This is a genomic window from Cystobacter fuscus DSM 2262 (assembly GCF_000335475.2).
GTDB lineage: Bacteria > Myxococcota > Myxococcia > Myxococcales > Myxococcaceae > Cystobacter > Cystobacter fuscus.
Window position 1 is genome coordinate 107,124 of the sequence record NZ_ANAH02000064.1, and the last position, 20,311, is coordinate 127,434.

15 protein-coding genes are annotated in these 20,311 nt (G+C 68.9%); 5 read left to right on the top strand and 10 right to left on the bottom strand.

What is annotated here, in order from left to right; translation table 11 throughout:
* Positions 1-6: 6 nt before the first annotated feature.
* The 8 genes from D187_RS37855 to D187_RS37890 form a co-directional block, all read right to left on the bottom strand.
* Positions 7-1,230 (bottom strand): cytochrome P450, encoded by a 1,224-nt coding sequence (locus D187_RS37855; protein ID WP_002627450.1) that lies wholly within the window; start codon positions 1,228-1,230, stop codon positions 7-9.
* Between the two features lie 112 nt (positions 1,231-1,342).
* Positions 1,343-2,278 carry a hypothetical protein gene (locus D187_RS37860; protein WP_002627449.1) on the bottom strand — a complete coding sequence of 312 codons (936 nt, stop codon included), beginning with the start codon at positions 2,276-2,278 and terminating at the stop codon, positions 1,343-1,345.
* A 157-nt stretch (positions 2,279-2,435) separates the two neighbouring features.
* Complete coding sequence (locus D187_RS37865; RefSeq protein ID WP_002627448.1) at positions 2,436-4,169, bottom strand: DUF3616 domain-containing protein; 1,734 nt, start codon at positions 4,167-4,169, stop codon at positions 2,436-2,438.
* A gap of 87 nt (positions 4,170-4,256) precedes the next feature.
* The gene (locus tag D187_RS37870) at positions 4,257-5,186 is read right to left on the bottom strand and encodes a LysR family transcriptional regulator (RefSeq protein WP_002627447.1); all 930 of its coding nucleotides are present in this window, start codon (positions 5,184-5,186) and stop codon (positions 4,257-4,259) included.
* A gap of 95 nt (positions 5,187-5,281) precedes the next feature.
* Positions 5,282-6,910, bottom strand: coding sequence for a peptide-N4-asparagine amidase (locus tag D187_RS37875; protein ID WP_002627446.1), 1,629 nt, complete (start codon positions 6,908-6,910; stop codon positions 5,282-5,284).
* 68 nt (positions 6,911-6,978) lie between these two features.
* The gene (locus D187_RS37880) at positions 6,979-9,183 is read right to left on the bottom strand and encodes a xanthine dehydrogenase family protein molybdopterin-binding subunit (protein ID WP_002627445.1); all 2,205 of its coding nucleotides are present in this window, start codon (positions 9,181-9,183) and stop codon (positions 6,979-6,981) included.
* Entirely contained in the window at positions 9,180-10,184 is a 1,005-nt protein-coding gene (locus D187_RS37885; protein ID WP_002627444.1) for an FAD binding domain-containing protein, read from the bottom strand. Before D187_RS37885 ends, D187_RS37880 begins: the two co-directional genes overlap by 4 nt.
* 3 nt (positions 10,185-10,187) lie before the next feature.
* Positions 10,188-10,835, bottom strand: coding sequence for a (2Fe-2S)-binding protein (locus tag D187_RS37890; protein WP_002627443.1), 648 nt, complete (start codon positions 10,833-10,835; stop codon positions 10,188-10,190).
* A 290-nt stretch (positions 10,836-11,125) separates the two neighbouring features.
* Here D187_RS37890 and D187_RS37895 point away from each other — a divergent pair, with 290 nt between their 5' ends.
* The 5 genes from D187_RS37895 to D187_RS59450 all read left to right on the top strand — a co-directional run bounded on the left by D187_RS37895 (position 11,126) and on the right by D187_RS59450 (position 17,956).
* Positions 11,126-12,448 carry a pyridoxal phosphate-dependent decarboxylase family protein gene (locus D187_RS37895; RefSeq protein ID WP_002627442.1) on the top strand — a complete coding sequence of 441 codons (1,323 nt, stop codon included), beginning with the start codon at positions 11,126-11,128 and terminating at the stop codon, positions 12,446-12,448.
* A complete protein-coding gene (locus D187_RS37900) occupies positions 12,445-13,566 on the top strand; it encodes a DUF819 family protein (protein WP_002627441.1) in 1,122 nt (373 codons plus the stop codon). The genes D187_RS37895 and D187_RS37900 overlap by 4 nt, the downstream gene beginning before the upstream one ends.
* Positions 13,567-13,622: 56 nt before the next feature.
* Entirely contained in the window at positions 13,623-15,065 is a 1,443-nt protein-coding gene (locus D187_RS37905; protein ID WP_155893883.1) for a hypothetical protein, read from the top strand.
* 72 nt (positions 15,066-15,137) lie between these two features.
* Entirely contained in the window at positions 15,138-17,045 is a 1,908-nt protein-coding gene (locus D187_RS37910; RefSeq protein WP_002627439.1) for a serine/threonine-protein kinase, read from the top strand.
* Positions 17,045-17,956, top strand: coding sequence for a DUF2381 family protein (locus D187_RS59450; RefSeq protein WP_043433649.1), 912 nt, complete (start codon positions 17,045-17,047; stop codon positions 17,954-17,956). Before D187_RS37910 ends, D187_RS59450 begins: the two co-directional genes overlap by 1 nt.
* A gap of 67 nt (positions 17,957-18,023) precedes the next feature.
* On the opposite strand, the gene D187_RS50990 is transcribed toward D187_RS59450, so the two are convergent.
* On the bottom strand, positions 18,024-18,650 hold the full coding sequence (locus D187_RS50990) for a pentapeptide repeat-containing protein (RefSeq protein WP_002627437.1): 627 nt from the start codon (positions 18,648-18,650) through the stop codon (positions 18,024-18,026).
* An 11-nt stretch (positions 18,651-18,661) separates the two neighbouring features.
* Entirely contained in the window at positions 18,662-20,302 is a 1,641-nt protein-coding gene (gene sitA5, locus D187_RS50995; protein WP_076606306.1) for a SitA5 family polymorphic toxin, read from the bottom strand.
* Between the last annotated feature and the right edge of the window lie 9 nt (positions 20,303-20,311).

Consider the following 20,311-nt stretch of genomic DNA (forward strand, 5'->3'; position numbering starts at 1 on the left):
GGTGGGTTACAGCTCCACCGGGAGCGTGACCAGATGCATGTTGAGGAGACCCTCCTGCTTCCACTCGGGCGAGGCGTCCTTCGCGGGCCGCACGTTGGGGAAGCGCCGCAGCAGCGTTTCGAAGAAGACCTGGGCCTCCAGCCGCGCCAGTGCCGCGCCCAGGCAGTAGAACGAGCCGTACCCGAACGCCACGTGCTTGCCCGGCTTGCGGGTGATGTCGAAACGGTCCGGTTCGGGGAAGAGGGCGGGATCCCGGTTCGCCGCGGCGAGCATCACGTACACCATCTGGTACGGCTGCATCGTCTGGCCGCCGAGCTCCACGGGCGCGACGGTGAGCCGGTTGGTCATGCCCGCCACGTCGCCGTAGCGCAGCATCTCCTCCACCGCCTGGGGAATGAGCGAGGGCTGCTGGCGCAACAACGCGAGCTGCTCCGGGTGATCGAAGAGCAGAGCCAGGCCCCGGCTGATGAGCCGCGCGGTGGTTTCATGGCCGGCGAACAGGAGCAGCGCGCAGTTGGCGAGGATCTCCTCCTCGGAGACGAGTCCCTCGTCCTGGGCGCGCAGGAAGACCTCGAGGATGTTCTCGCCCGAGCCGCGGCGGTACTTGGAGAGCACCTCGCGCATGTAGTCCATCATCTCCAGGATGCTCTTCTGGCTGTGGAAGAGCTGCTCGGGATGGAAGTTGCTGAAGATGGCCGCCAGGTCGCGAGACCAGCGCTGGAGCAGGTGCTCGTCGGTGAGCGGCACGCCGAGCATGTCGGCGATGACGTTCGCGGGCAGGGGGATGGCGAGCTCCTTCACCATGTCGAAGGAGCCGCGGGCCGCGGCGGTGTCGAGCAACGTGTCGGTGAGGGCCTGGATGCGGGGCCGGAAGTTCTCCACGGTGCGCGGGGTGAAGTAGCGCTTGAGCAGCGCCTGGAAGCGAAGGTGGCCCTCGTTGGTGGTGTGCCCCATCCACATGTTGACGGCGTCGCGCAGGCGCGTGAGCTGCGTGCGGACCTCCTCGGGAAGGCGCTCGAACTGCCCCGTCATCGGCCCGGCCACCAGGCGGGGATCCTTCAGCACCTGGGCGATGTCGGCGTGGCGGGTGAGCACCCAGCCGTTGAGCTGGGGGCTCCAGAGGATCGGCTGCTGGGCCCGAAGCTCGTGGTACATCGGGTGCGGGTTCCGGGCGGCCTCGAGGCTGAGGAAGTCGAACGTGGAGGGCTGCTGCTGGGTGGCGTGTTGCATGGGGCTCCCTGGGCGCGGTGGGAGAAGTCGCGCTCGCTGGCGGCGTAGCATGACAGGGAGCGCATGAAACGTCGCCAGGGAGCGCCGGTGCCGCGCATGAAGTAGGGCGGACTCAGGAACAGATGCCGCAGTCCGCCGCGCAGCTGTCACGCGTCGTCCCACCGCCGCACTGCTCGGTCCACTGGCACACCCCGTCCCCGCACTGGTACACCTCCTCGGGCCGCAGCCTCGTGGTGATGGGCAGGTACTCGCGTCCGTTGAGCGTGCAGCTCGTGTAGTACGGCTGGGTGCCCGTTCGTGTGCACAGGCTCTCGCACGTTCCGACGTATGTCACCGGCGCGCACGCGGAGTCGGTGGTGCTGGACATCAGGGCGCAGGCGCGCGGCGAGCTCTCCGTGTCCTGCAGGAGGCTTCCATCCGACCCCACGAAGAAGCCCTCGCTCGTGAAGAGATTGCCGAAGAAGCACCCCTCGGGCCGTGAGTATGTCTCCAGCTCCTCCTGGCTGTACTCGAGCTCCTCCCCTTGCGTGTTCCGCCCCAGCACGGACAGTGGAGTGTTCATCCCGTATTTGTTCACGTGCGCCACCAGGCACGCCGTCATCACCTGCTGCTCCGCCTCCGTCACCGACGCGCCCCCCGCCCACCCCGGCGTGAGGCCCAGCAGCCCCTGCCAGGTGTAGCTGTGCGCCGTGGCCGGGTCCGTGTAGGAGATGCTCTGGCCACTCCGCACGCCACAGCGCACCACGTACTGCATCAGGGTGTCGTTCCTCGCCGGGTCACCCTGGAACCACGTCGTGAAATCGGCCGTGTTCACCCCATTCGTGGACAGGCCGTTCGTGGACAAGCCGTTCGTGGACAGCCCGTTCGTGGACAAGCCGTTGGTGGACAGCCCGTTGGTGGACAGCCCGTTGGCGATCCGGATCTCCTGGGTCTGGTTGGCGAGGGCCGACGGTGCGTGGAACTCCTGCGCGGGCCCGCAGCCCACCGCCAGCACCTGCGCCGCCAGCAGCAACCCCAGGGTTCCCTTCCATTGAATCTTCTTCATCATGTTGTACCCCTTGTCTTCGTGAAGACGCGTTGTCGTTGCCCCACCGGCCAGGGCACACGCGTTCTCCCTCGAGGGGCGTGATGGAGGCGTGACAGGACCAGCCCCCGAGGCGAGCCCCCTCTCCGGGGAGCTCGCCAGCTCGCGAGGACGTCCTCGTTCAGTCCAGATGGACGATCAAATCGCTGAACGACTGAGTGGAGGAGGACGTGTCCTTGCACGCCGTCCCGCCGATCAGGCGCGAGCCCATGTCGAACAGGATGCGCACATGCTTGCCGCCAGGAGTGGGAATCACCGTTTCCGGCGCGGAGTCCGAGGGCGCGCTCAGGTCCATCACCTTCACCGGCGCACTGCCCGCGACGCCGCTCCACCGCCAGAGCGCGAAGGGCCCGTTGCTCTCGTCAGCGGGCCCGCTGAGCAGCAGCATCGCCTGATGGGCTTCGGACCACGCCATGCCCCGGATGCCCTGGCCTCCCAGGTTCACGAGGATCGCCTGCCCGAACCGGGCCGTGGCCCCCGCCACCACCGCGTCGGGATTGGTCAGCGTGACCATCACCGCGCTCGTGCCGGAGCGGGGGTTGCGGAAGCCCAGCACCAGCTCTCCCGAGGGAAGCGCCGCCAGCCCCTCGATGTTGGTGCCATTCACCTTCGGCGCGAGCTCCGGCACCGTGGCCTCCGACAGCCGCGAGCGCTCCTTGAGCAGCGTGATGACCGAGGTGTTGGGGACGGTCCAGTTGGACGCCACCAGCATGTCCCTCAACAGGTTCGACGAGGTTCCCGCGACCTGGAGCGAGGCCGTGGGCACCGTGCCCGAGACGTCGAGGGCGAAGAACTTGTAGCGCGACGTCTCGAGCTCTCCGTTCTTGTTGCGAGCATGGGAGGTGGTCACGTAGATGCGGTTGCCCACGCGCGCGGCGTCCTCGAAGTCGGCCTCGTCCGAGGACGAGAGGCCCAGCGCGCCGCTCAACTCCTTGCTCTGGACCGCGGTGGTTCCCGAGCCCTGGGCGAAGATGCGCGCGGTCTGGGACTCATCGTTGAAGTTCAGGAAGTGGGTGGAGTCGAGCCACACCCCGCCCGAGCCGTCGCAGGTGCCCTTGTACGTCCCCGCGACCGGTGCCCCCCCGTCCGTGCCACCGTCGGAGCCGCCCCCTCCAGTCGTTCCTCCATCCCCGCTGGACACCTCCCAGGACACCGTCAGCTTCGGGCGGGAAGTCTTGGTCGAGTACTCGCTCGAGCGGATCTCCAGCCGGTTGTCATTGTCCTTGTTGGCGACGATGACCCCGTGGTTGCTCGACGGATTGGCCACCCACCCGCGCACCACCTCGAGCCCTTGCGCGTTCAGCGTCACGGTGTACGTCCCCGTGGCGGAGGCCCGGATGGAGCCCAGCGAGGCCGTGTTCCGGTCGCCTGCTCCATCCGCGCCATTCGACGCCCAGTCCTGGCTGGAGTCCGCCTGCTGCCAGGTGACCTGGCTCTCGTTCCAATCGCGCGTCAGTTCGTAGAAGTCGTAGCTCTGGTCCGCCTTGTCGGACACCGTCACGACGATGGAGGCCGAGCGGATGATGGCATTCGCCGGGATGCTGGAGACATCCCAGCGCAGCAGGATGTAGTTCTCGTTGCCGCTGCCGGCGGGCGTGTCTCCGCTCGCCGAGAGGCTGGTGGCCGAGCCATGGTTGGCGTTGGTGTCTTCCTCCTCGATCATCGCATCGCGGGTCCCCGCGTAGCTCGAGGACGGCGACACCCCGTCCTGGAACGACGTGCTCGTCAGCCCCTGGGAGAGGGAGGAGAACTCCGTCTCCGCGCCGCTCTCGTCGAATCGCTCGGAGCCGCACCCCGCGGCCACCAGGAAGCACATCGCCAACGCACCACTGACTGGAACCTTCCATCCACGCATGTCGTGTCCCTCGCGCCCTGAGGCGAAAGCCGGGGACGGTGGCCCATCTGGCGCACGCGCCACGTGACGTTTCGTCAACAATCCACGTCAGTCCCCGGTGGGCGCCTCCTCCGCGCTCGTGCCGAACTGCTTCGCGCAGAGGGCGGCGATCCAATCCATGAAGAGCCGCACGCGCGGCGGCACCTTGCGCTGGTAGGGGTGCACCAGCGCGAGCGGCAGGGGAGGGGGGCGTGCATTCGGGAGCACCTCACGCAACCGTCCGTCCGCCATGTGGGCCGCGAGGCGATAGGCTGGCACCTGGATGAGCCCGAAGTGCGCCAGGCACCCGGAGACGTATGCCTCCGAGTCCATCACCGTCAGGACGCCGTTCATCGTCACCTGCTTCAGTTCGCCGCGCACGACGAAGTCCAGCGGATAGGGCTTGCCGGTGGTGGCCTCCACGTAGTTGACGGCCCAGTGCCGCTCCAGGGCCTCGAGCGAGCGGGGCTCGCCCTTGCGTGCGAGGTAGATCGTGCTCGCGAAGGTGGCTTGCGGCATCGGCGTCAGCCGCCGTACGACCAGGTGCGGCGTATCCACGACGCCGGCGCGCAATGCGCAGTCCACGCCCTCCCGCACGAGGTCGACGGCGCGGTCCCCGGTGCCAACCTCCACGTCGATTCGCGGATAGCGCTCGTGGAAATCGGGCAGCGCCGGGATGACGACGTGCGCCGCCATGCCCGCGACCATGTGGATCCGCACCTTGCCCCGGAGCTTGCCCGCGCCCTGCGCCAGCTCCGCCTCCGCGTCCTCCACCTCCGCGAGGACGCGCGTACAGCGCCGGTAGTAGAGCTGTCCCTCGGGGGTCGCGCTCACCTCGCGCGTCGTGCGGTGCAGCAGCCGGGCGCCGAGCCTCGACTCCAGTTGCTGCACCGCGAGCGTGACGGTCGCGCGCGGCAACCCCAGGTCCGTCGCCGCCTTCGTGAAGCTGCCCAACTCGACAATGCGCGTGAAGACACGCATCGCGTCGAAACGGTCCATTCACCTCGCCCTTCGCGTCAAGTGCCCGTCCAGTGTTCTCCGCTCGGGGACCCACGTCCCGCCGGGCGTGGGTCCTCCTTTCTGCCCCGCGTCCGTCAATCGCAGTGCTGGACGTCCTCGGTGACCGTGCCGTTGCGCGTGGAGATGGAGCGGTCGTAGCAGGCGCCGCGCTCCCCGGTCAGCCGGTAGCGCTGGGTGGAGGTGCCCACCGCGTTGCGCTGCGCACGCGGTACTCCATAGTTGTAGGCGGCCTCGCCGGTATAGAGGTCACTCAGCGCCCGGTGCTCCAGCGTGAGCGGCCACCGGGTGGTGCGCGCGTCCTCCTCGTCGTGCAGGGAGATGGTCGTGGTGAGCCGGTTCTCCGGCGACACGCTGATGCGCCCATCGAGCGTGAAGCGCTTGTCGGACCGGCTCACGGTCGGGATGAGGCCGCGGTCGAAGACCGTGACGGTGCTGGAGTCGCTCCAGGTCGCGGTGAGTGCATCCGGGTTCTCCTGCTCTCCCAGCCAGCGGTGCATGCTCTCGTTGGACACCGACTGCTCGACGGTCGTCACCACCGGGCCGTGCGAGGTCCACAGGAAACCGGAGACGCGCAGGCGGTGGCCGCCCCGTGTGTCCAGTTGGTTCCAGCCGTCCACCAGCGCGTGCGTCGAGTCGTTGGTCTGCGCACCGAGCCGATGCTCGGTCAGCTCGCCAGTGACGCGCTTGCTCCGCGCGTCGCGCCAGACGAACACGTGGGTCGGCAGGTCCCAGCCCGGGCGGCCTTCGGGAACACCCAGCACCCGCACCGCGAGCTGGTGCGGCTGGCCGTCGGTCAGCCCTCCGACGAACGGGGTCAGGTCATAGCGGATGGGGCGGATGTCGAAGGCGCGCGGCGCCGGCAGCACGTACCACAGGAAGGGGTTGGACCAGCCGCCCGTGTAGACATGCGGGAAGGGCATGGCGATACCGGCCACCTTGCCATCCACCTCGATCCGCACCTCGCGGTACGGGCCCGAGTCGGCGGGGCAGGAGTAGGGCACCACCGTGGGCACGGTGAAGTACCAGAACTCCTCGCAGCCTCCGCCCGAGCCGGTCGCGTACACCTCGGCGACGAGCCGCTCGGTGTTGGCGGGCACCGTCACCTCTCCCACCAGCGCGCTGCCCTCACGGCGCGGGTTGGCCAGGGGCAGCACGTCGCTCGCGGTGTCGGCCGGCTTGTAGCGGCCCTTCGCCTGGTAGAAGGTCAGGTACACCTGCACGTCCAGCACGCCGGTGTAGGTCTCGTTGACCACGTTGCCAATCAGCATCCAGATGGGCTGGGGCCGGGAGAGCAGCGGGGCGTAGGCGGTGACGTCCTTCTCCACCGACCAGGTGATGCCGTCCCGGGAGGGCTCGGGCGTGGACGTCTTGAAGATCGTGACCCCACCCACCTCCAGGTGACCGAGCCGATCGTACTGGACGCCCTGGACCTTGCCTTCCATGCGCAGCACCACCTTGTTCCAGGGCCCGGGGCAGTCCGCGGGCGGAGTGAAGGTGCTGGTGTAGGGGGTGAAGTCGTCGAACTTCTCGTCGACGATCTTCACCGTGCACGACGTCGTCGCTGGCTTCTCCACCGCGGGGGCGGCGGTGCGCGGGTCGTCCCAATCCGTACCGAACTCGGGGGGCGGCTCGGCGGCCCGGGCGGAGCTCATCGCTCCGAGCGCGAGGCCCGTTGCCATGAGGAGGGCGGGGAGACGATTCATGGTGTTCTCCAGGAAGGCAGGGAAAGCCTGGAGAGAGTAGGACTCATGGGCGCCGGGGGCAATGACACTTACAGCACGTCCTCGATACGGATGGGCAGGTGACGGATGCGGCGCCCGGTGGCGTGGTGGATGGCGTTGACGATCGCGGGGGCTACCCCGACCATCACCACCTCGCCCAGCCCCTTGACGCCCAGCTCGTTGATGAGCGGATCCGGCTCGTCGATGAACTCCGCTTCGAGTGAGCCAATGTCCGCGTGGACGGGAATCGCGTACTCCGCGAGGTCGGCGTTGAGGAAGCCCCCGTAGCGGGGATCCACCTCGCTCTCCTCGCGCAGCGCCGCGCCGAGGCCCCAGATGACGCCGCCGAAGACCTGGCTGCGCGCCGTGCGGGGGCTGATGACCCGGCCACAGTCCAGCACGCTCACGACACGCGGCACGCGGATCCGCCGGGTGCGCGGCTCGATCCGCACCTCGACGAAGTGGGCGCAGTAACTGAAGGAGACGTAGTCGGGATAGACCGGGCCGACGGCCGAGGGGAGTCCCTGGGACACACGGTCGAAGATCGCCTCGGGCTGGCCGGGCGCGCGGTGCCGTGCCTCGACCTCGAGGAACGGCTTGCCGGCCTCTCGCAGGATCTGCTGGGGCGTGCGGCCAGCGGGTCCGTTCCCCTCGAGCTGTCGCAGTTCCTTCATCAGGTTCACGGCCGCCTGGTGCACGGCCGGTAGCGCCGTGGCGGTGCCCCAGGAGCCCGCGGTGAGGTGCTGGGGCAGGCTCCCGGTATTCCCGACGGAAACGGTCACCGTCTCGGGCGGGACGCCGAGCTCCGCCGCGACGGTGGCCGCGATGGCCGTGCGGATGCCCTGGCCCATTTCGTGTCCACCGACGCTCACGTGGATTCCGCCCGCATCGGTCACGCGCAGCCGCGCGATGGCCGGCGCGGTCGCCGCCTTGTAGGCCCCGATGGCGACGCCCCATCCGACGAGGGTGCCATCGGCCAGACTCATCGAGCCCGGAGTGGGGGTCCGCTTCTCCCAGCCGAACCGCGCGGCGCCCCTCTTCAGGCACTCCGCGACATGCCGGGACGACAACGGCCGGCCGGTCAATGCATCCACCGACGTGTCGTTGGCGATGCGGAGCGCAACCGGGTCCATCCCGAGCTTGTACGCCAGCTCGTCGACGGCGGTTTCGAAGGCACACGCGGCGATGTGCTCGAAGGGGGCTCGCGCGTAGCCCGGTGTCTGGATGTCGTTGCGGATCAGGCGTTCGTAGCCACGGAAGTTCGCGATGCCGTACAGGCGCGAGGTCACCTCCGCGTAGGACAGGGGGAAGAGGTCATGGCGCGAGGTCTGGTGGTCGGCCTCGTACACGGCGGCCACCATGTGGCCCGACACCTCCGCGCCCAGCCGCACCGTATGGCGGCTGGCGGGGCGGAAGCTGGCGATGTTGTAGATCTGCCCTCGGGTGAGCACCAGCTTGACCGGCCGGCCGAGCTCGCGCGCGGCCAGGGCGACCAGCGGCGTATGCGCCTGCATCGCGTTCTTCTGACCGAAGCCTCCGCCCACCGTGGGGGAGAACACCTTGATCTTGTCCGGTGACAAGCCGAACACCCTGGCCAGCCCGTGCCGGACCGCCTCGGCGTTCTGCGTCGGCTCACAGACCGTGAGGGTTCCGTCGGACCACTCCGCCACGGTGGTCAATAGCTCCATGGGGTTCTGGTGCTGGGGTGGACCCCGGAAGGTCGCGTCCACGCGTACCGCGGCCGACGCCAGTGCTCCGTCCGCATCGCCCACGACCTTGTCCGCGTAGGCGGGCTTGGGCAGGGGCGAGTCCGCCTGGGGGAGGATTTCCGCACCGGGCGCGTCCAGCGTCACGCTGATGGATTCCTGTTCGTACGTGGCGCGAACGAGCGCCGCGCCCTCGCGTGCCGCCTCGAGCGTGTCGGCCACCACCAGGGCGATGGGTTGCCCGCGATGGGCGATCGCCGTGTCCAGCAGGGGTTGCAGGCTCTGGACGCTGTACCCGCCGCTCATCAAGAACCCGGCGGACCGCATGCCCGCCGTGTCGAGGTGGGTCAGCACCCGGCGCACGCCAGGCACGGCGAGGGCCGCTTCCGTGTCGAGGCTCGTGAGGCGGCCACGGCCAATGGTGGCCACCGCGAGCCACGCGTGGGCGAGCCCGGGACCGACATGGTCGGCGGCGTACCGTGTCGCGCCGCGAACCTTGTCGCGCGCATCGACGCGGGGAATGTCTGGATGACTGCCTCGAGCATTCATGACGGTTCCGCCCTTCTTCGTGCGATCAACAACGCGTCCGTGACCGTGCGCGCCCCCAGCTCGACCTTGAATGCGTTCTGACGGCCTGGTTTCGCGGCCGCGAACGCGGCCTGGCCCGCGCGTCGTGCGACGTCCTCGGTCAGGAGTTGGCCGAGCAGCACGTTCTCGGCCTCCGGCGACCGCCAGGGCCGGGTCGCCACGCCGCCCAGGGCGACCCGCGCCTCGGTGACCACGCCGCCCTCGAGCCGGACGGCGACGGCCGCCGACGTGAGCGCGAACGCATAGGACTCCCGGTCACGGATCTTGTGATAGGTCGACCCACGGCCCGCCCGGGACGTCGGCACACGAATACGGACGAGCAATTCGTCGGGGGCGAGCACCGTTTCGATGTCGGGCGTGGAGCCCGGCTCCCGATGCAGCTCGCGCAGCGGGATGGAGCGCTCGCCTCGCGGGCTCAGCGTGTCCACCACCGCATCGAAGGCCAGCAGGGCGATGGCCCAGTCCCCTGGATACACCGCGCTGCAAGCGTCGCTCGCGCCGAGGATCGCGTGGCCCCGATCCAGGCCCTCGCGTGCCGCGCAGCCGCTGCCGGGAGCGCGCTTGTTGCAGGGAAACACCTCTCCGCCGCGGAAATAGGCACAGCGGGTGCGCTGCAACAGATTCGGACCGACCCGGGCCATGTTGCGCAACTGCTGCGAGGCGGCCTTGGCCAGGGACTCCGACAGCGCGGGATAGTCCTCGCGCAGCCGGAGATCGGCGGCGACGTCACTCATCCGGGCCAGCGCCCCGAAGACCAGCTCATGCGACCCGGAGGTATCGACGCGCGCGAGCATGTCCAAGCGGGACACGTCGATGAGGGTGCGGGGGGCCTCCGCGCCCAGCTTCATGAGATCGAAGAGCGTGGTGCCGCCGGCCAGGAACCGGGTGCCGGGTCCGCCGTCGGCCATGGCCCGGATGGCTTCCGCGGGAGTCGAGGGCCGCACGTACGTGAAGCGTTGCATGGCTCAGGTCCCTCCCATCTTCGGGGCGGCTTGCTGGATGGCGGCGAGGATTCCCGCGTACGCACCGCAGCGGCACAGGTTGCCGCTCATGTACTCGCGGATCTGCTCCGGGGACGTGGCGTGGCCCTCGCGAACACAGGCCACCGCCGCCATGATCTGCCCGGGTGTGCAATAGCCGCACTGCAGGGCATCGTGATCGATGAAGGCCTGCTGCATGGGGTGCAGCGGCCCGTCCTTCGGTGACAGCCCCTCGATCGTCGTGAGCTCCTGCTCATCGGCCTGGACGGCGACGGTGAGGCAGGACGCGACACGGCGGCCCCCGAGGTGGACGGTGCAGGCCCCACACTGGCCATGGTCACAGCCCTTCTTGGCACCAGTCAGTTGGAGTTGCTCGCGCAGGACATCCAGCAGGGACGAGCGCGGATCGAGCTCGAGCTCGGTCGTCGTTCCATTGACGAGGAGCCGGGTGGTCGTCCTCGGGTTGTTCACCGGCCTGTCGGGAGCCGTACAGGCCGTTCCGAGCGCCGACACTCCGCCGGCCGAGACCGCCACGGCGAGGGTGCCCACGGTGAACTCGCGTCGGGAGAGAGGAAGGTCTGCCTTTGGCTCGGCGCTGGCGTCCGGCGTGTCGGGTGTCTCAGGTGTCTTCATGTGCGTCCCCGGGAGCGGGTCATCGCCGTGTGGGCCCGGTTCGATCACCCGGGCCGCATATGGATAGAGGGACGCGGTGGCCCGGAGAAGACGAGGGAGATTGTCTTCACCTTTCAGGATCCACGAACAATGCGGAGTGGCGGGGCGCGGAGGCGCTGCATCGCTTCGCCGCCTCGCGTCAAGGCCCCTCGCGCCGAAGAGGCGCGACAGAGGCTCGCCCCCCCCCGCGCAGTGGTTACGGAAATTCACCTATAGTGGGATTTTCAACACCTCCCACTTTCGGAGCAGTGATGTCGAAGAGTGCCCATCTGGCTTCCCAGGGAATGAGCCACCAGGACGTGCTCGCGCGGATGCGCGCGATGCGCACCGACGATGCCCGCTGGCAGGAGGGCCGCACGTGGAGCCTCGTCTACAACGCGGGCGAGGAGCTCCGCCGGGTGGCCGCCGAGGCCTATACCGAGTTCATGTCCGAAAATGGCCTGAGCCCCCTGGCCTTCCCCAGCCTGAGGCGCTTCGAGGCCGAGGTGCTGACGATCGCGGCGGAGCTGTTTCACGGAGACACGGCCGCCGGCACCATGACGTCCGGTGGCACCGAGTCCATCCTCATGGCCATCAAGACGGCGCGTGACTTCGCCCGGGCCGAGCGTGGCATCACCGAGCCGGAGATGGTGTTGCCCGCCTCGGTGCACCCCGCCTTCCAGAAGGCGGCGCACTACTTCGGGGTCAAGGCGTTGAACATCCCCGTCGGGGCGGATCTGCGCGCCGACGTGGAGGCCATGCGCGCCGCCATTGGTCCGCGCACGGTGCTCGTCGTCGGCTCGGCGCCCTCCTATCCGCACGGGGTGGTGGATCCCATCTCCGAGCTGGCCGCCTTGGCCCAGGAGAAAGGCGTGCTCTTCCACGTGGATGCGTGCCTGGGCGGCTTCCTGCTGCCCTTCGCGCGACGGCTCGGCCATGCCATCCCCGAGTTCGACTTCGCGGTGCCCGGGGTCACCAGCATCTCGGCGGACCTGCACAAGTACGGCTACGCGGCCAAGGGCGCGTCCGTCGTCCTCTACCGCACGCCCGAGCTGCGCCGGTACCAGTTCTTCACCTTCGCCGGGTGGAGCGGCGGCCTCTACGCCTCGCCCTCCATGGCGGGCACGCGCCCCGGAGGCGCCATCGCCGCGGCCTGGGCCGTGCTCAAGTACCTCGGCGAGGAGGGCTACCTGCGGCTGTCGCGCCAGGTGCTCGACACCTCCCGGGCCCTGCGCGAGGGCATCGCCGCGGTGCCCGGGTTGAAGCTGCTGGGGGATCCCTCGCTGAGCATCTTCGCGTTCTCCTCGGACTCGCTGGATGTCTACGCCCTGGGGGATGCCATGGAGGCGCGGGGCTGGAAGCTGGACCGGCAGATGTCGCCGCCCGCGCTGCACCTGATGGTGACGCCCGCCCATGCGGCGGTGGTACAGCCCTTCCTCGCGGACTTGCGCGCGTGTGCCGCGCTGCTCGCCTCCGGCGCGCCCGCACCGGATGGCAGCGCCGCCATGTACGGCATGCTGGGCTCCATTCCCGACCGCGCCCAGGCCGAGGGCTTCCTCCTGCAGTTCATGGACGGGCTGTACTCGGCGGAATGATCGGACCTCTTCAAGTCCTGGCCCTGGTGGGCTTTCCGGCACTGGCCCTGCTCGCCGCGCGCCACGTCAAACAGGTGGCGTGGGTGGGGCCGGTGGTCGTCTGCTACGCCTTTGGCATCCTGCTGGGCAACGTGCCGGGCGTGGTGCTGTCGGAGCGGCTGAGCCTGTCGGTGAGCGAGGCCGCCGTGCCGCTCGCCATCCCCCTGCTGCTGTTCTCCACGGACGTGCGCCGGTGGTGGCGGCTGGCGCGCTCCACGTTGCTGTCGTTCGTCCTGGCGTGTGCGTCGGCCATGGCGGGCTCGGCGCTCGTGGGCCTCCTGGTCCGGGAGCGCTCGGACGAGTGGTGGAAGATGTCCGGCATGCTGGTGGGCGTCTACACGGGGGGCACCGCCAACATGAACGCCATCGGGCTGGCGCTCCGGGTGCGCGAGGAGACGCTCATCCTCTTGAACACCGCGGACATCGTCGTGGGGGCCGTGTACCTGCTCTTCCTCGTGACGGTGGCGCAGCGGCTCGCCCTGAAGTTCCTGCCGCCTTTTCCCAGGGCCACGGGCTGGGACGACGCGCCGGAGCAGGGGCGGGCGGAGCTCTGCCCGCGGCGACAGGTGGGGGGCATGGTGCTGGCCCTGCTGCTGGCGGCGGCGCTCGTGGGCCTGTCGGTGGGGGCGTCCCAGGTGGTGATGGGGGGCTTGGAGCCGCCGCTGGTGTTGCTGGTGCTGACCTCGTTGAGCCTGGCCGCGTCCTTCCTCCCGGCGGTGCGCCACCTGCCCAGCTACGCGCTGGGGGACTACGCGCTGCTCGTCTTCTGCGTGGCGGTGGGCACGCTCGCGGACGCCAGCCGCCTGGGGGAGGCGAGCCTGTTCGTCTTCGCCTTCTGCGCGGCGGTGGTGGGGGTGTCCGTGGGGCTGCACTTCGCGCTCGCGGCGCTCTTCCGCATCGACGCGGACACCGCGCTCATCACCTCCACGGCCACCATCTTCGGGCCGCCCTTCATCGGTCCGGTGGCGCGCGCGCTGCGCAACCGCGAGCTCGTGGTGTCCGGGCTCACCACGGGACTCATGGGCTACGCGGTGGGAACCTACCTGGGTCTGGCCGTGGCCTGGTTGCTGCGGCCCTGAAGCACTTCTTCAATCCGCTCGCGCGAGGCGGTATGAGCACGGGGGAGCGCGCCCTCATGTCCACTCCGCCCCCCCCTTCCTCCGCGTCACGCTCCACGGCCCTGTCCCTCCTGCTGACGCCGAGGGCCTGGGCCGGATGGGTGCTGGGGCTCGTCGGCGTGGCGTCCCTGGCGCGGATCATGGCGAGGCAGCTCTTCCTCGACGGAGACACGGAGGATCTGCTCCGGTGCGCCGACGGGGTGCGCGAGTGCCTGGCCGCGGGGCGCTGGGCGGGTTGCACCGAGGCCGGCAAATGGCCCCTGTTGCAATACGTGCCCGCGCTCCTGACGCGTCTGGCCGGGGGCTCGACGGAGGCGGCGGGGCAGGTGCTCTGCTACCTGAGCCTCGTCTCCTTCTTCGCGCTGCTCGCCATGACGTGGCGCACCTTGAGCGCGCGCTCGCGCCCGGTGGCGGTGGCGGCGGTGCTCGTGCTGGCCAGTGGACTGCTCTTCCACTACGCCACGCGCTCGTTCGGGGAGATGGGGGCCACCTTCGCGGCGGCGGCCTTCGCCGCGGCCTGGGTGAGCCGCCGGAGTCCGGGACTCGTGGCCACGCTGGCGTTCGTCCTCGGGCTCACCAAGGAGACGGCGTTCCCCTTCATCGCCCTGTTGGGGGCCACGTGCGTGGCGGTGCACCAGGTGCCGGGCCAGCCGTGGCGCGAGCTGCTGCGCGCCGAGCGCGGACGTCTGGTGGGCAGCGCCGCCGCCGTGGTGCTCAGCGGGGCGTTGTCGGCCGCGTTCAATCTCTTCCGCTTCGGCACTCCCTACAACGCGCGCTACCTGGAGGAAGCGGGGTGGGGTCCCTCCGTGCTGGTTCAACTGGAGCAGCTGGTCGCGTTGTGGGTGGCACCCAACGCGGGGCTCCTCTTCTTCTGGCCCTTCCTGGCGGTGCTGCTGGCCGCGCTCGCGATCGCGGTGACGCGGCGGGTGTGGCGCGGTGAAGCAGCGGCGGTCTCGGCGCTTCCCCTGGTGGGCGTGGTCGCGCTGGTGGGCCTGCTGTGCGTCCTGCTGTCGCGCTGGTGGGCCCCCTTCGGCTGGTGGGCCTGGGGCTCGCGCCTGGTGATTCCCTGGCTGCCCGCGGCCCTGCTCGTGCTGCTGTACGCGTATGCCGGGACGGCCGAGTCCCTGCTCCGCCCCCTCGTGGTCACGCCGATGAGGGCGGCCCTGCTGGCGCTCGTCCTGATGGTGGCCGCCATGCCCCACCTGGTGAGCATCTACCGATCCAACGAGCTGCTCAACGCGCTGTTCGTCGACCAGGGGATGTGCCCCGGGCCGGACTCGCCGGAAACCTCCGCGCTGTACTGGCGCTGCCTCCGGGCCGAGGCCTGGACCCACCCCTGGTCCCTGCTGCACGCGTACCGGATGATTCCCACGACGGACATGCCCAAGCGCGCGCTGTGGTATCCCGCCCTGCTGGCGCTCGGCTGCGTGTGGCTGCGGCGCTCGGCACGCGTCTCCTAGCGGAGACGGGGAGAGGACAGCAGCCGTCGTCTCCGCCGGTCCCACTGGCGCGGTTGGGTTCTGCTAGAGTCGGTGACTTCGGAGGTCTACGTCCTGGTCATCTGCCTGCCCCAACCCGGCGCCATGGTGGGCGCCTATCGCATCATCGAGAAGCTGGGCCGGGGAGGCTCGGGCCACGTCTACAAGGCGGAGCGGGGCGGGCGCTTCTACGCCATCAAGGTGCTCGACACCCTGGAGGAGGGCGGTTGGTCCCGGCGCGAGCTCGCGGCCATGCTGCGGCTGTCCCTGGACAACGTGGTGCGCTTCAAGTCGTTCGACCGGTGGCCGGACGCGGAGGTGGGCTACCCGTGCATCGTCATGGAGTTCGTCCCCGGCCCGTCGCTGGAGGACTGGGCGCGGCGCCTCAATCCCTCGGTCCGCGCCGTGCTGACCGTCTTCCACAAGGCGGTGATGGCGCTCGAGGACATCTTCGAGCTCGGGGTGCTGCACCGGGACATCAAGGCGTCCAACATCCTCATCCGGGAGCATGACGGCGAGCCGGTGTTGATCGACTTCGGCTTCAGCGCCGTGCGGGGAGACCCGATGCGGACGGTGCCGGGCATGCTGCCGCCGGGAACGCCGGAGTACCGCAGCCCCGAGGCCGTGCGCTTCGTCCGGGGCGAGTCCCGGGCGCTGACGTACACGTATGGCCTGTCCGACGAGCTGTGGGCGGCGGGGGTGCTGCTGTACTGGCTGCTCACGGACACGCTGCCCTTCGGCTCCCGGAACACGCCGGGGTTGAATGACCGCATCCGCCTGGAGACGCCCCTGGCGCCCCACGTGCTCAACCCCCGGGTTCCCGAGGCGGTCGGCCGGCTGTGTCTGCGCATGTTGGAGAAGGAGCCCCGGGCGCGGTTTCAAACCCACGAGGCGCTCCTCGTGGCGTTGGAGGAGCTGCTCGCGGGCTCCGAAGGGGAGGTGAGCTGGGACCAGCCATTGCTCGACCCCGAGCCGCCGCGGCTGGAAGGGGAGGGCGGCTCGGACCTGGAGGGGGACGAGAGCGGGTTTCCGGGGAGGGCGCCCAGGCGCCGGCGGGGGCAGGGGACGTGGGAGGAGCGTTCCGGGCCCGGGGTGGCTCCGGCTGGGGAGCAGCGCGTGCCGGGCGGGAAGAAGACGCCTCCATGGACGTGGGGGTGGATGCTGCTGGGACTCGTGCTCGCGGTCTGCGCCGTGGCGCTCTGGCATCGAGCGAGCTCCCCACCTGTCACGTCCACCCAGGGTAGGGAAACGGAACAGGCCATGTTTGTCCATGAAATGGCGCGGGCGGGGGAGCCATCCCAAGCTCAACCGGACGCGGCGCCTGACAGGGCACAACCCCCCGCGTCATCCCAGACACCCATGTCCCATTCCGCCGATGTGAATCAGACCCCGTCCCGGCAGTCCACTCCTCCCCGCGGTGAGGTGGGGCGTTCCTGCTGGAAGACGGTCGCCCTGGGCGCCCTGGCCGGTGCGGTGCTCGAAGGCTGCACGGGCGCGACGGCGCCCCAGGTGCGCCCCTCGCCCCCGCCCGTCATCGAGTGCCCCGCTGGCTGGAAGGAAACCCATGAGCTGTTTGGACTGCGCCGCATGGACATCGAGGTCGTGCAAGTGGGGACGGATGGGGAGATGGGGATGACCGCCGAGGTGAAGGAGGGCCCCGTGACCGTGATGTTGGGCGAACGTTGGGCGCGGATGCCGCGAGGCACTGTCTTCACCGGGACCTTCAAGTTTGGGGAGAACAGGTTTGGAGAATTCCGAATCTTCGGCCGCTTCGATCATGCCCAGACGCAAGAGGGGCGGCGCTACCCGATCTGCGTTCAAGCCTTGCTCTACGGGCCAGCCGATTATTGTGAGCGTCCGGGAATTGGCCTCTGCCCGGCGGACGGAAGTACGCCACCGGGCCATGTGCGGCTCTGGCAGCGCTTCACCGTGGGGACGACGAAGAACTTCGGGGAAGAGTGATGACCCGCGGCGTCCTCCTGGCGCTGGTCTTGCTCTCGGGGCGCGTGCGAGCCGCCGCACCGGAGGGGGTTGCCGACTGCGCCGCGTCCTCTCGGGTAGACCTGGGGGAGGCCTCTACCCGAGCCGTGCACCAAGTGTGTGTCAGCCCGGCTCAGCCGACCACCCTGGTTTTCGACTCCCCCCTGGCATGGGGTGCCGTGAAGGTTGAACCAGAAGAACGATTGGCCGATTGGGCCCAGGGGAGGGAAGGCCGGAGTGTCATGGTGCTTCCTCGCGCGGATCTCCTGGCGGGTGAGCGCGTCAAACTCAAGGTGCTCTTCGCGGGGAACGCGGAGCCAGCCCGGGCGGAGTTCTGGCTGGTGGGTCATCCATCACAGGGCGCACGAAGGGTGGAAGTATTCCGCCATGAGCGACCACCGGACGGGTCATGGCGGGAGGTCAATGAAGCGAGGGCCGAAGTGCGCCAATGCCAGCAAGACAAGGCGCGCCTCCTGGCGGAGCGTGAGTCTCCAGGTGGACTCATGGGGATCGCATGGCTCGAGCGTGAACAAGACCGTCAATGGAAGGCGCTTTCACGCTCCCTCATCCGAGTCCCCGGAAGCACTCTTCACTCCACGAAGGCCAGGAGTCACCGCCAGGCGGAGAGTGTGGCGGTCCGGGTTCACCTCCTGAACCAGGCATCCACTCCCTGGCGCGCGGCGGGCGCGGTGCTGTCGGATGGCTCGGGAAGGAAGCTCGAGCTGTTGGTGTGGCAGCAGGGGCCTATCGCCCCGGGGGGGGAGGGCGTGGTCGTGGTCGGTGTCCAACGGGCTCCCGCGCGACTGCGTTGCCCCTGCGGGCTCGAACTCTGGGAAGAGGGGAGGGCCCGAATCGTCACCCTCCGGCAGGTGAACTTCCCCTCCACGGAGTAGCTCCCCGCCCAGTGCTTCGTTCCGGGAGTGAGGGAGACCCGCCGGCTCCGTTCCAAAGGCCATCCGGTCAGTAGACGATGCAGTCGAACTTCTCGATGACGGCCCTTAGTTCTTCCGGGGTGGTCTCGTATCGCTTCGCGATGGAGAGGGCGTGTTCGGTCAAGGCTGCCGTGAGGGGAGGCTCCTTGCGCAGCGTCTCAATGATAATGGGGCCCACTCGGCCCGGCCACGGGACGCTGTTGAGTTCATTGCTTCTGCCAACAGGGTCCAGGATGGTGAAGCAGGGCCACTTGGGAAAGCGCAGGGTGCGAGGATCGCAACCCATGAATCGACAGCCGTCCAGTTGGGCCTCGGTGAAGTCGCAGTCCTCGATGGAGCCGTGCTCCCAACCTGGGCTGTAACCGGGCCAGTGGCCGAAGTCGCACCCGGACAGACGCCCCTTGAATTGGCAACCCTTGAGGGAGGCCTTCACCCATTCCTGGTGGTTCTTCAACTCCTGTTTCACCTCGAAGGCACAGTCGATGAACCGCGCGCCTCCGTGAATGAGCAGGTTCCTTCCGGAGACCTTCAGCACGAGAGTGCAGTTCCTGAAGGTCACGTCGGAACCAAAGAAGTAGAGTGAACCCTTGTCTGTCAGTTCCAGTCGCTCTTTTTCGATTGTTCGGCTCTCGAAGAAGACCTTGTTGTAGAGCATCCGCCGCCCTCTCAGAAGGTGAGCATTCGGAAGAACTCGCCCGCCATGCGTCTGCCATGCCGGGCCAGATTCGAATCCGTGCCAGAGAGAATCTCGTATCGGTAGCCATTTGGGTCAATCACGTCCACGCCCTTGTTCCGGCTGAAATCATAGAGACGCTCGAATTGGAGTCTCACCTGATTCTCCACGTAGCGCCCCCGGGCCTCGCGTTCCAATAGCCGTGCCAGCCAGTACTCTCCCGCTTTCTGGGCTTCTTCGATGGCCGCTCTCTCGTTGCGACTGAGTTTGTCGGGCCCCCACGCCTTCGCGGCCTTGGTGACCGCCTCCTGGAGCATGTCCCCCACCTTGTCCTTGGTGGGAAGGTCCGCCACCGATTTGCCGCGTGGCAGGTGCCAGCGCTGGCCGTCGCTGAGTTCCACTTGCTGGTTGCCACCCCGGTGACGTAGGACGGTTGCGAAGGCGCGGCCCCCAGGGGCCTTACCCACTGCGCCGCCCGGCCCTTTCTTGAGCATCACCAGGGCCATGGGGCCTTGCGGAGAGGTGGCCACCACGTCCACCGCCACCACGGCCCGGGCGAGGGCTCCTTCCCGCGCGAGTGCCACCTCCACGGCCTCCATACGCCCCATGACAGCGGCGCCGCCCTGCGCATCGAACTGCGCTCTCGCGATCCTGTAGCCCGGTAGCGACGTCACCCGCGCGGCAACCTGCCCCAGCGTGTGACCGCTAAGCGTGGCCACCGCGAGAATCATGGCCCTCGCCGCGTCCTCGCCCAGCACCTTCCCGAATTCCTTCCCCGCCGCGCGCAGTTCCTCGAAGGTGGTGGCGTGGTGCGCCGTGTCGGCCATGCGGGCCCATCCATTCATCAGCCCGTACATCGTCTCGAGGCCCACGTAGCCCATCAGGAGGAGGGTCATGCCGGCAGCCAAGGCCTTGCTCGTTGGCTCGGGCACTACCCACATCATGCAATAGAGAGCCACGGTCCAGACGACCATGGACACGATTGCCTGGACGTTCAGCAACTCATGGACCAGTGCCTCGCGCGTCTCGTTGAGCACGGAGCCCAAGGCGAGGGCCAGGGCCAGCACGCGCCGGTCGTCGGTGCGCAGCACGGGCCCGTCGTCCAGGAGGCCCAGGCAGTCGCCTCCGCCCTGGTGCTCACACCAGCGGAGGTACTTCTCCTTCAAGGCTTCATCCGCCTCGGGAGTGAGGCACACCGGGCCGTTCTGCTGTTCTGGCACGAGCGTGTAGCCCTGGCCGCGGTAGGTTTCCAGGACCCAATCCCCCGTGCTCGCTACCCTTTCAACCTCGGGTGGCGGTTGCGGCATGAGGTCGAGCAATTCACGGGCGGCCTGTCGTGCACTGCCATGCCGCAACGGAACGTCGCGGGCGAGCCGTTGAAAGGCCTGTTGGAACTCCGCCTTGTGGATGGGCACGGGCCGGGTGGAAACGGCGCCAGGCTCCATGACGTCCACGTCGTACACGATGGCCGACTCAAGGCCTCGTGACTCGTGGCCGTCGCCCGTCGTGAGCTTGACCCCGGGGACACCCGGAGCGCAGGCGGACTGAAGGAAGAGCGAGAGAAGAAACCAGCCGCCCAGCACGGGGCGTGGCCGTGCGCCAGGTGGACGCGGACCGACAAGACGGGTGGACACGACACACCT

Bases quoted from the DNA above. Each gene is read 5' to 3' on its own strand.
- D187_RS59450 (WP_043433649.1), top strand. From the start codon at position 17,045: ATGACCCGCGGCGTCCTCCTGGCGCTGGTCTTGCTCTCGGGGCGCGTG.
- D187_RS37895 (WP_002627442.1), top strand. From the start codon at position 11,126: ATGTCGAAGAGTGCCCATCTGGCTTCCCAGGGAATGAGCCACCAGGAC.
- D187_RS37905 (WP_155893883.1), top strand. From the start codon at position 13,623: ATGTCCACTCCGCCCCCCCCTTCCTCCGCGTCACGCTCCACGGCCCTG.
- D187_RS37855 (WP_002627450.1), bottom strand. From the start codon at position 1,230: ATGCAACACGCCACCCAGCAGCAGCCCTCCACGTTCGACTTCCTCAGC.
- D187_RS37900 (WP_002627441.1), top strand. From the start codon at position 12,445: ATGATCGGACCTCTTCAAGTCCTGGCCCTGGTGGGCTTTCCGGCACTG.
- D187_RS37885 (WP_002627444.1), bottom strand. From the start codon at position 10,184: ATGCAACGCTTCACGTACGTGCGGCCCTCGACTCCCGCGGAAGCCATC.
- D187_RS37875 (WP_002627446.1), bottom strand. From the start codon at position 6,910: ATGAATCGTCTCCCCGCCCTCCTCATGGCAACGGGCCTCGCGCTCGGA.
- D187_RS37880 (WP_002627445.1), bottom strand. From the start codon at position 9,183: ATGAATGCTCGAGGCAGTCATCCAGACATTCCCCGCGTCGATGCGCGC.
- D187_RS37860 (WP_002627449.1), bottom strand. From the start codon at position 2,278: ATGATGAAGAAGATTCAATGGAAGGGAACCCTGGGGTTGCTGCTGGCG.
- D187_RS37870 (WP_002627447.1), bottom strand. From the start codon at position 5,186: ATGGACCGTTTCGACGCGATGCGTGTCTTCACGCGCATTGTCGAGTTG.
- D187_RS50990 (WP_002627437.1), bottom strand. From the start codon at position 18,650: ATGCTCTACAACAAGGTCTTCTTCGAGAGCCGAACAATCGAAAAAGAG.
- D187_RS37890 (WP_002627443.1), bottom strand. From the start codon at position 10,835: ATGAAGACACCTGAGACACCCGACACGCCGGACGCCAGCGCCGAGCCA.
- D187_RS37865 (WP_002627448.1), bottom strand. From the start codon at position 4,169: ATGCGTGGATGGAAGGTTCCAGTCAGTGGTGCGTTGGCGATGTGCTTC.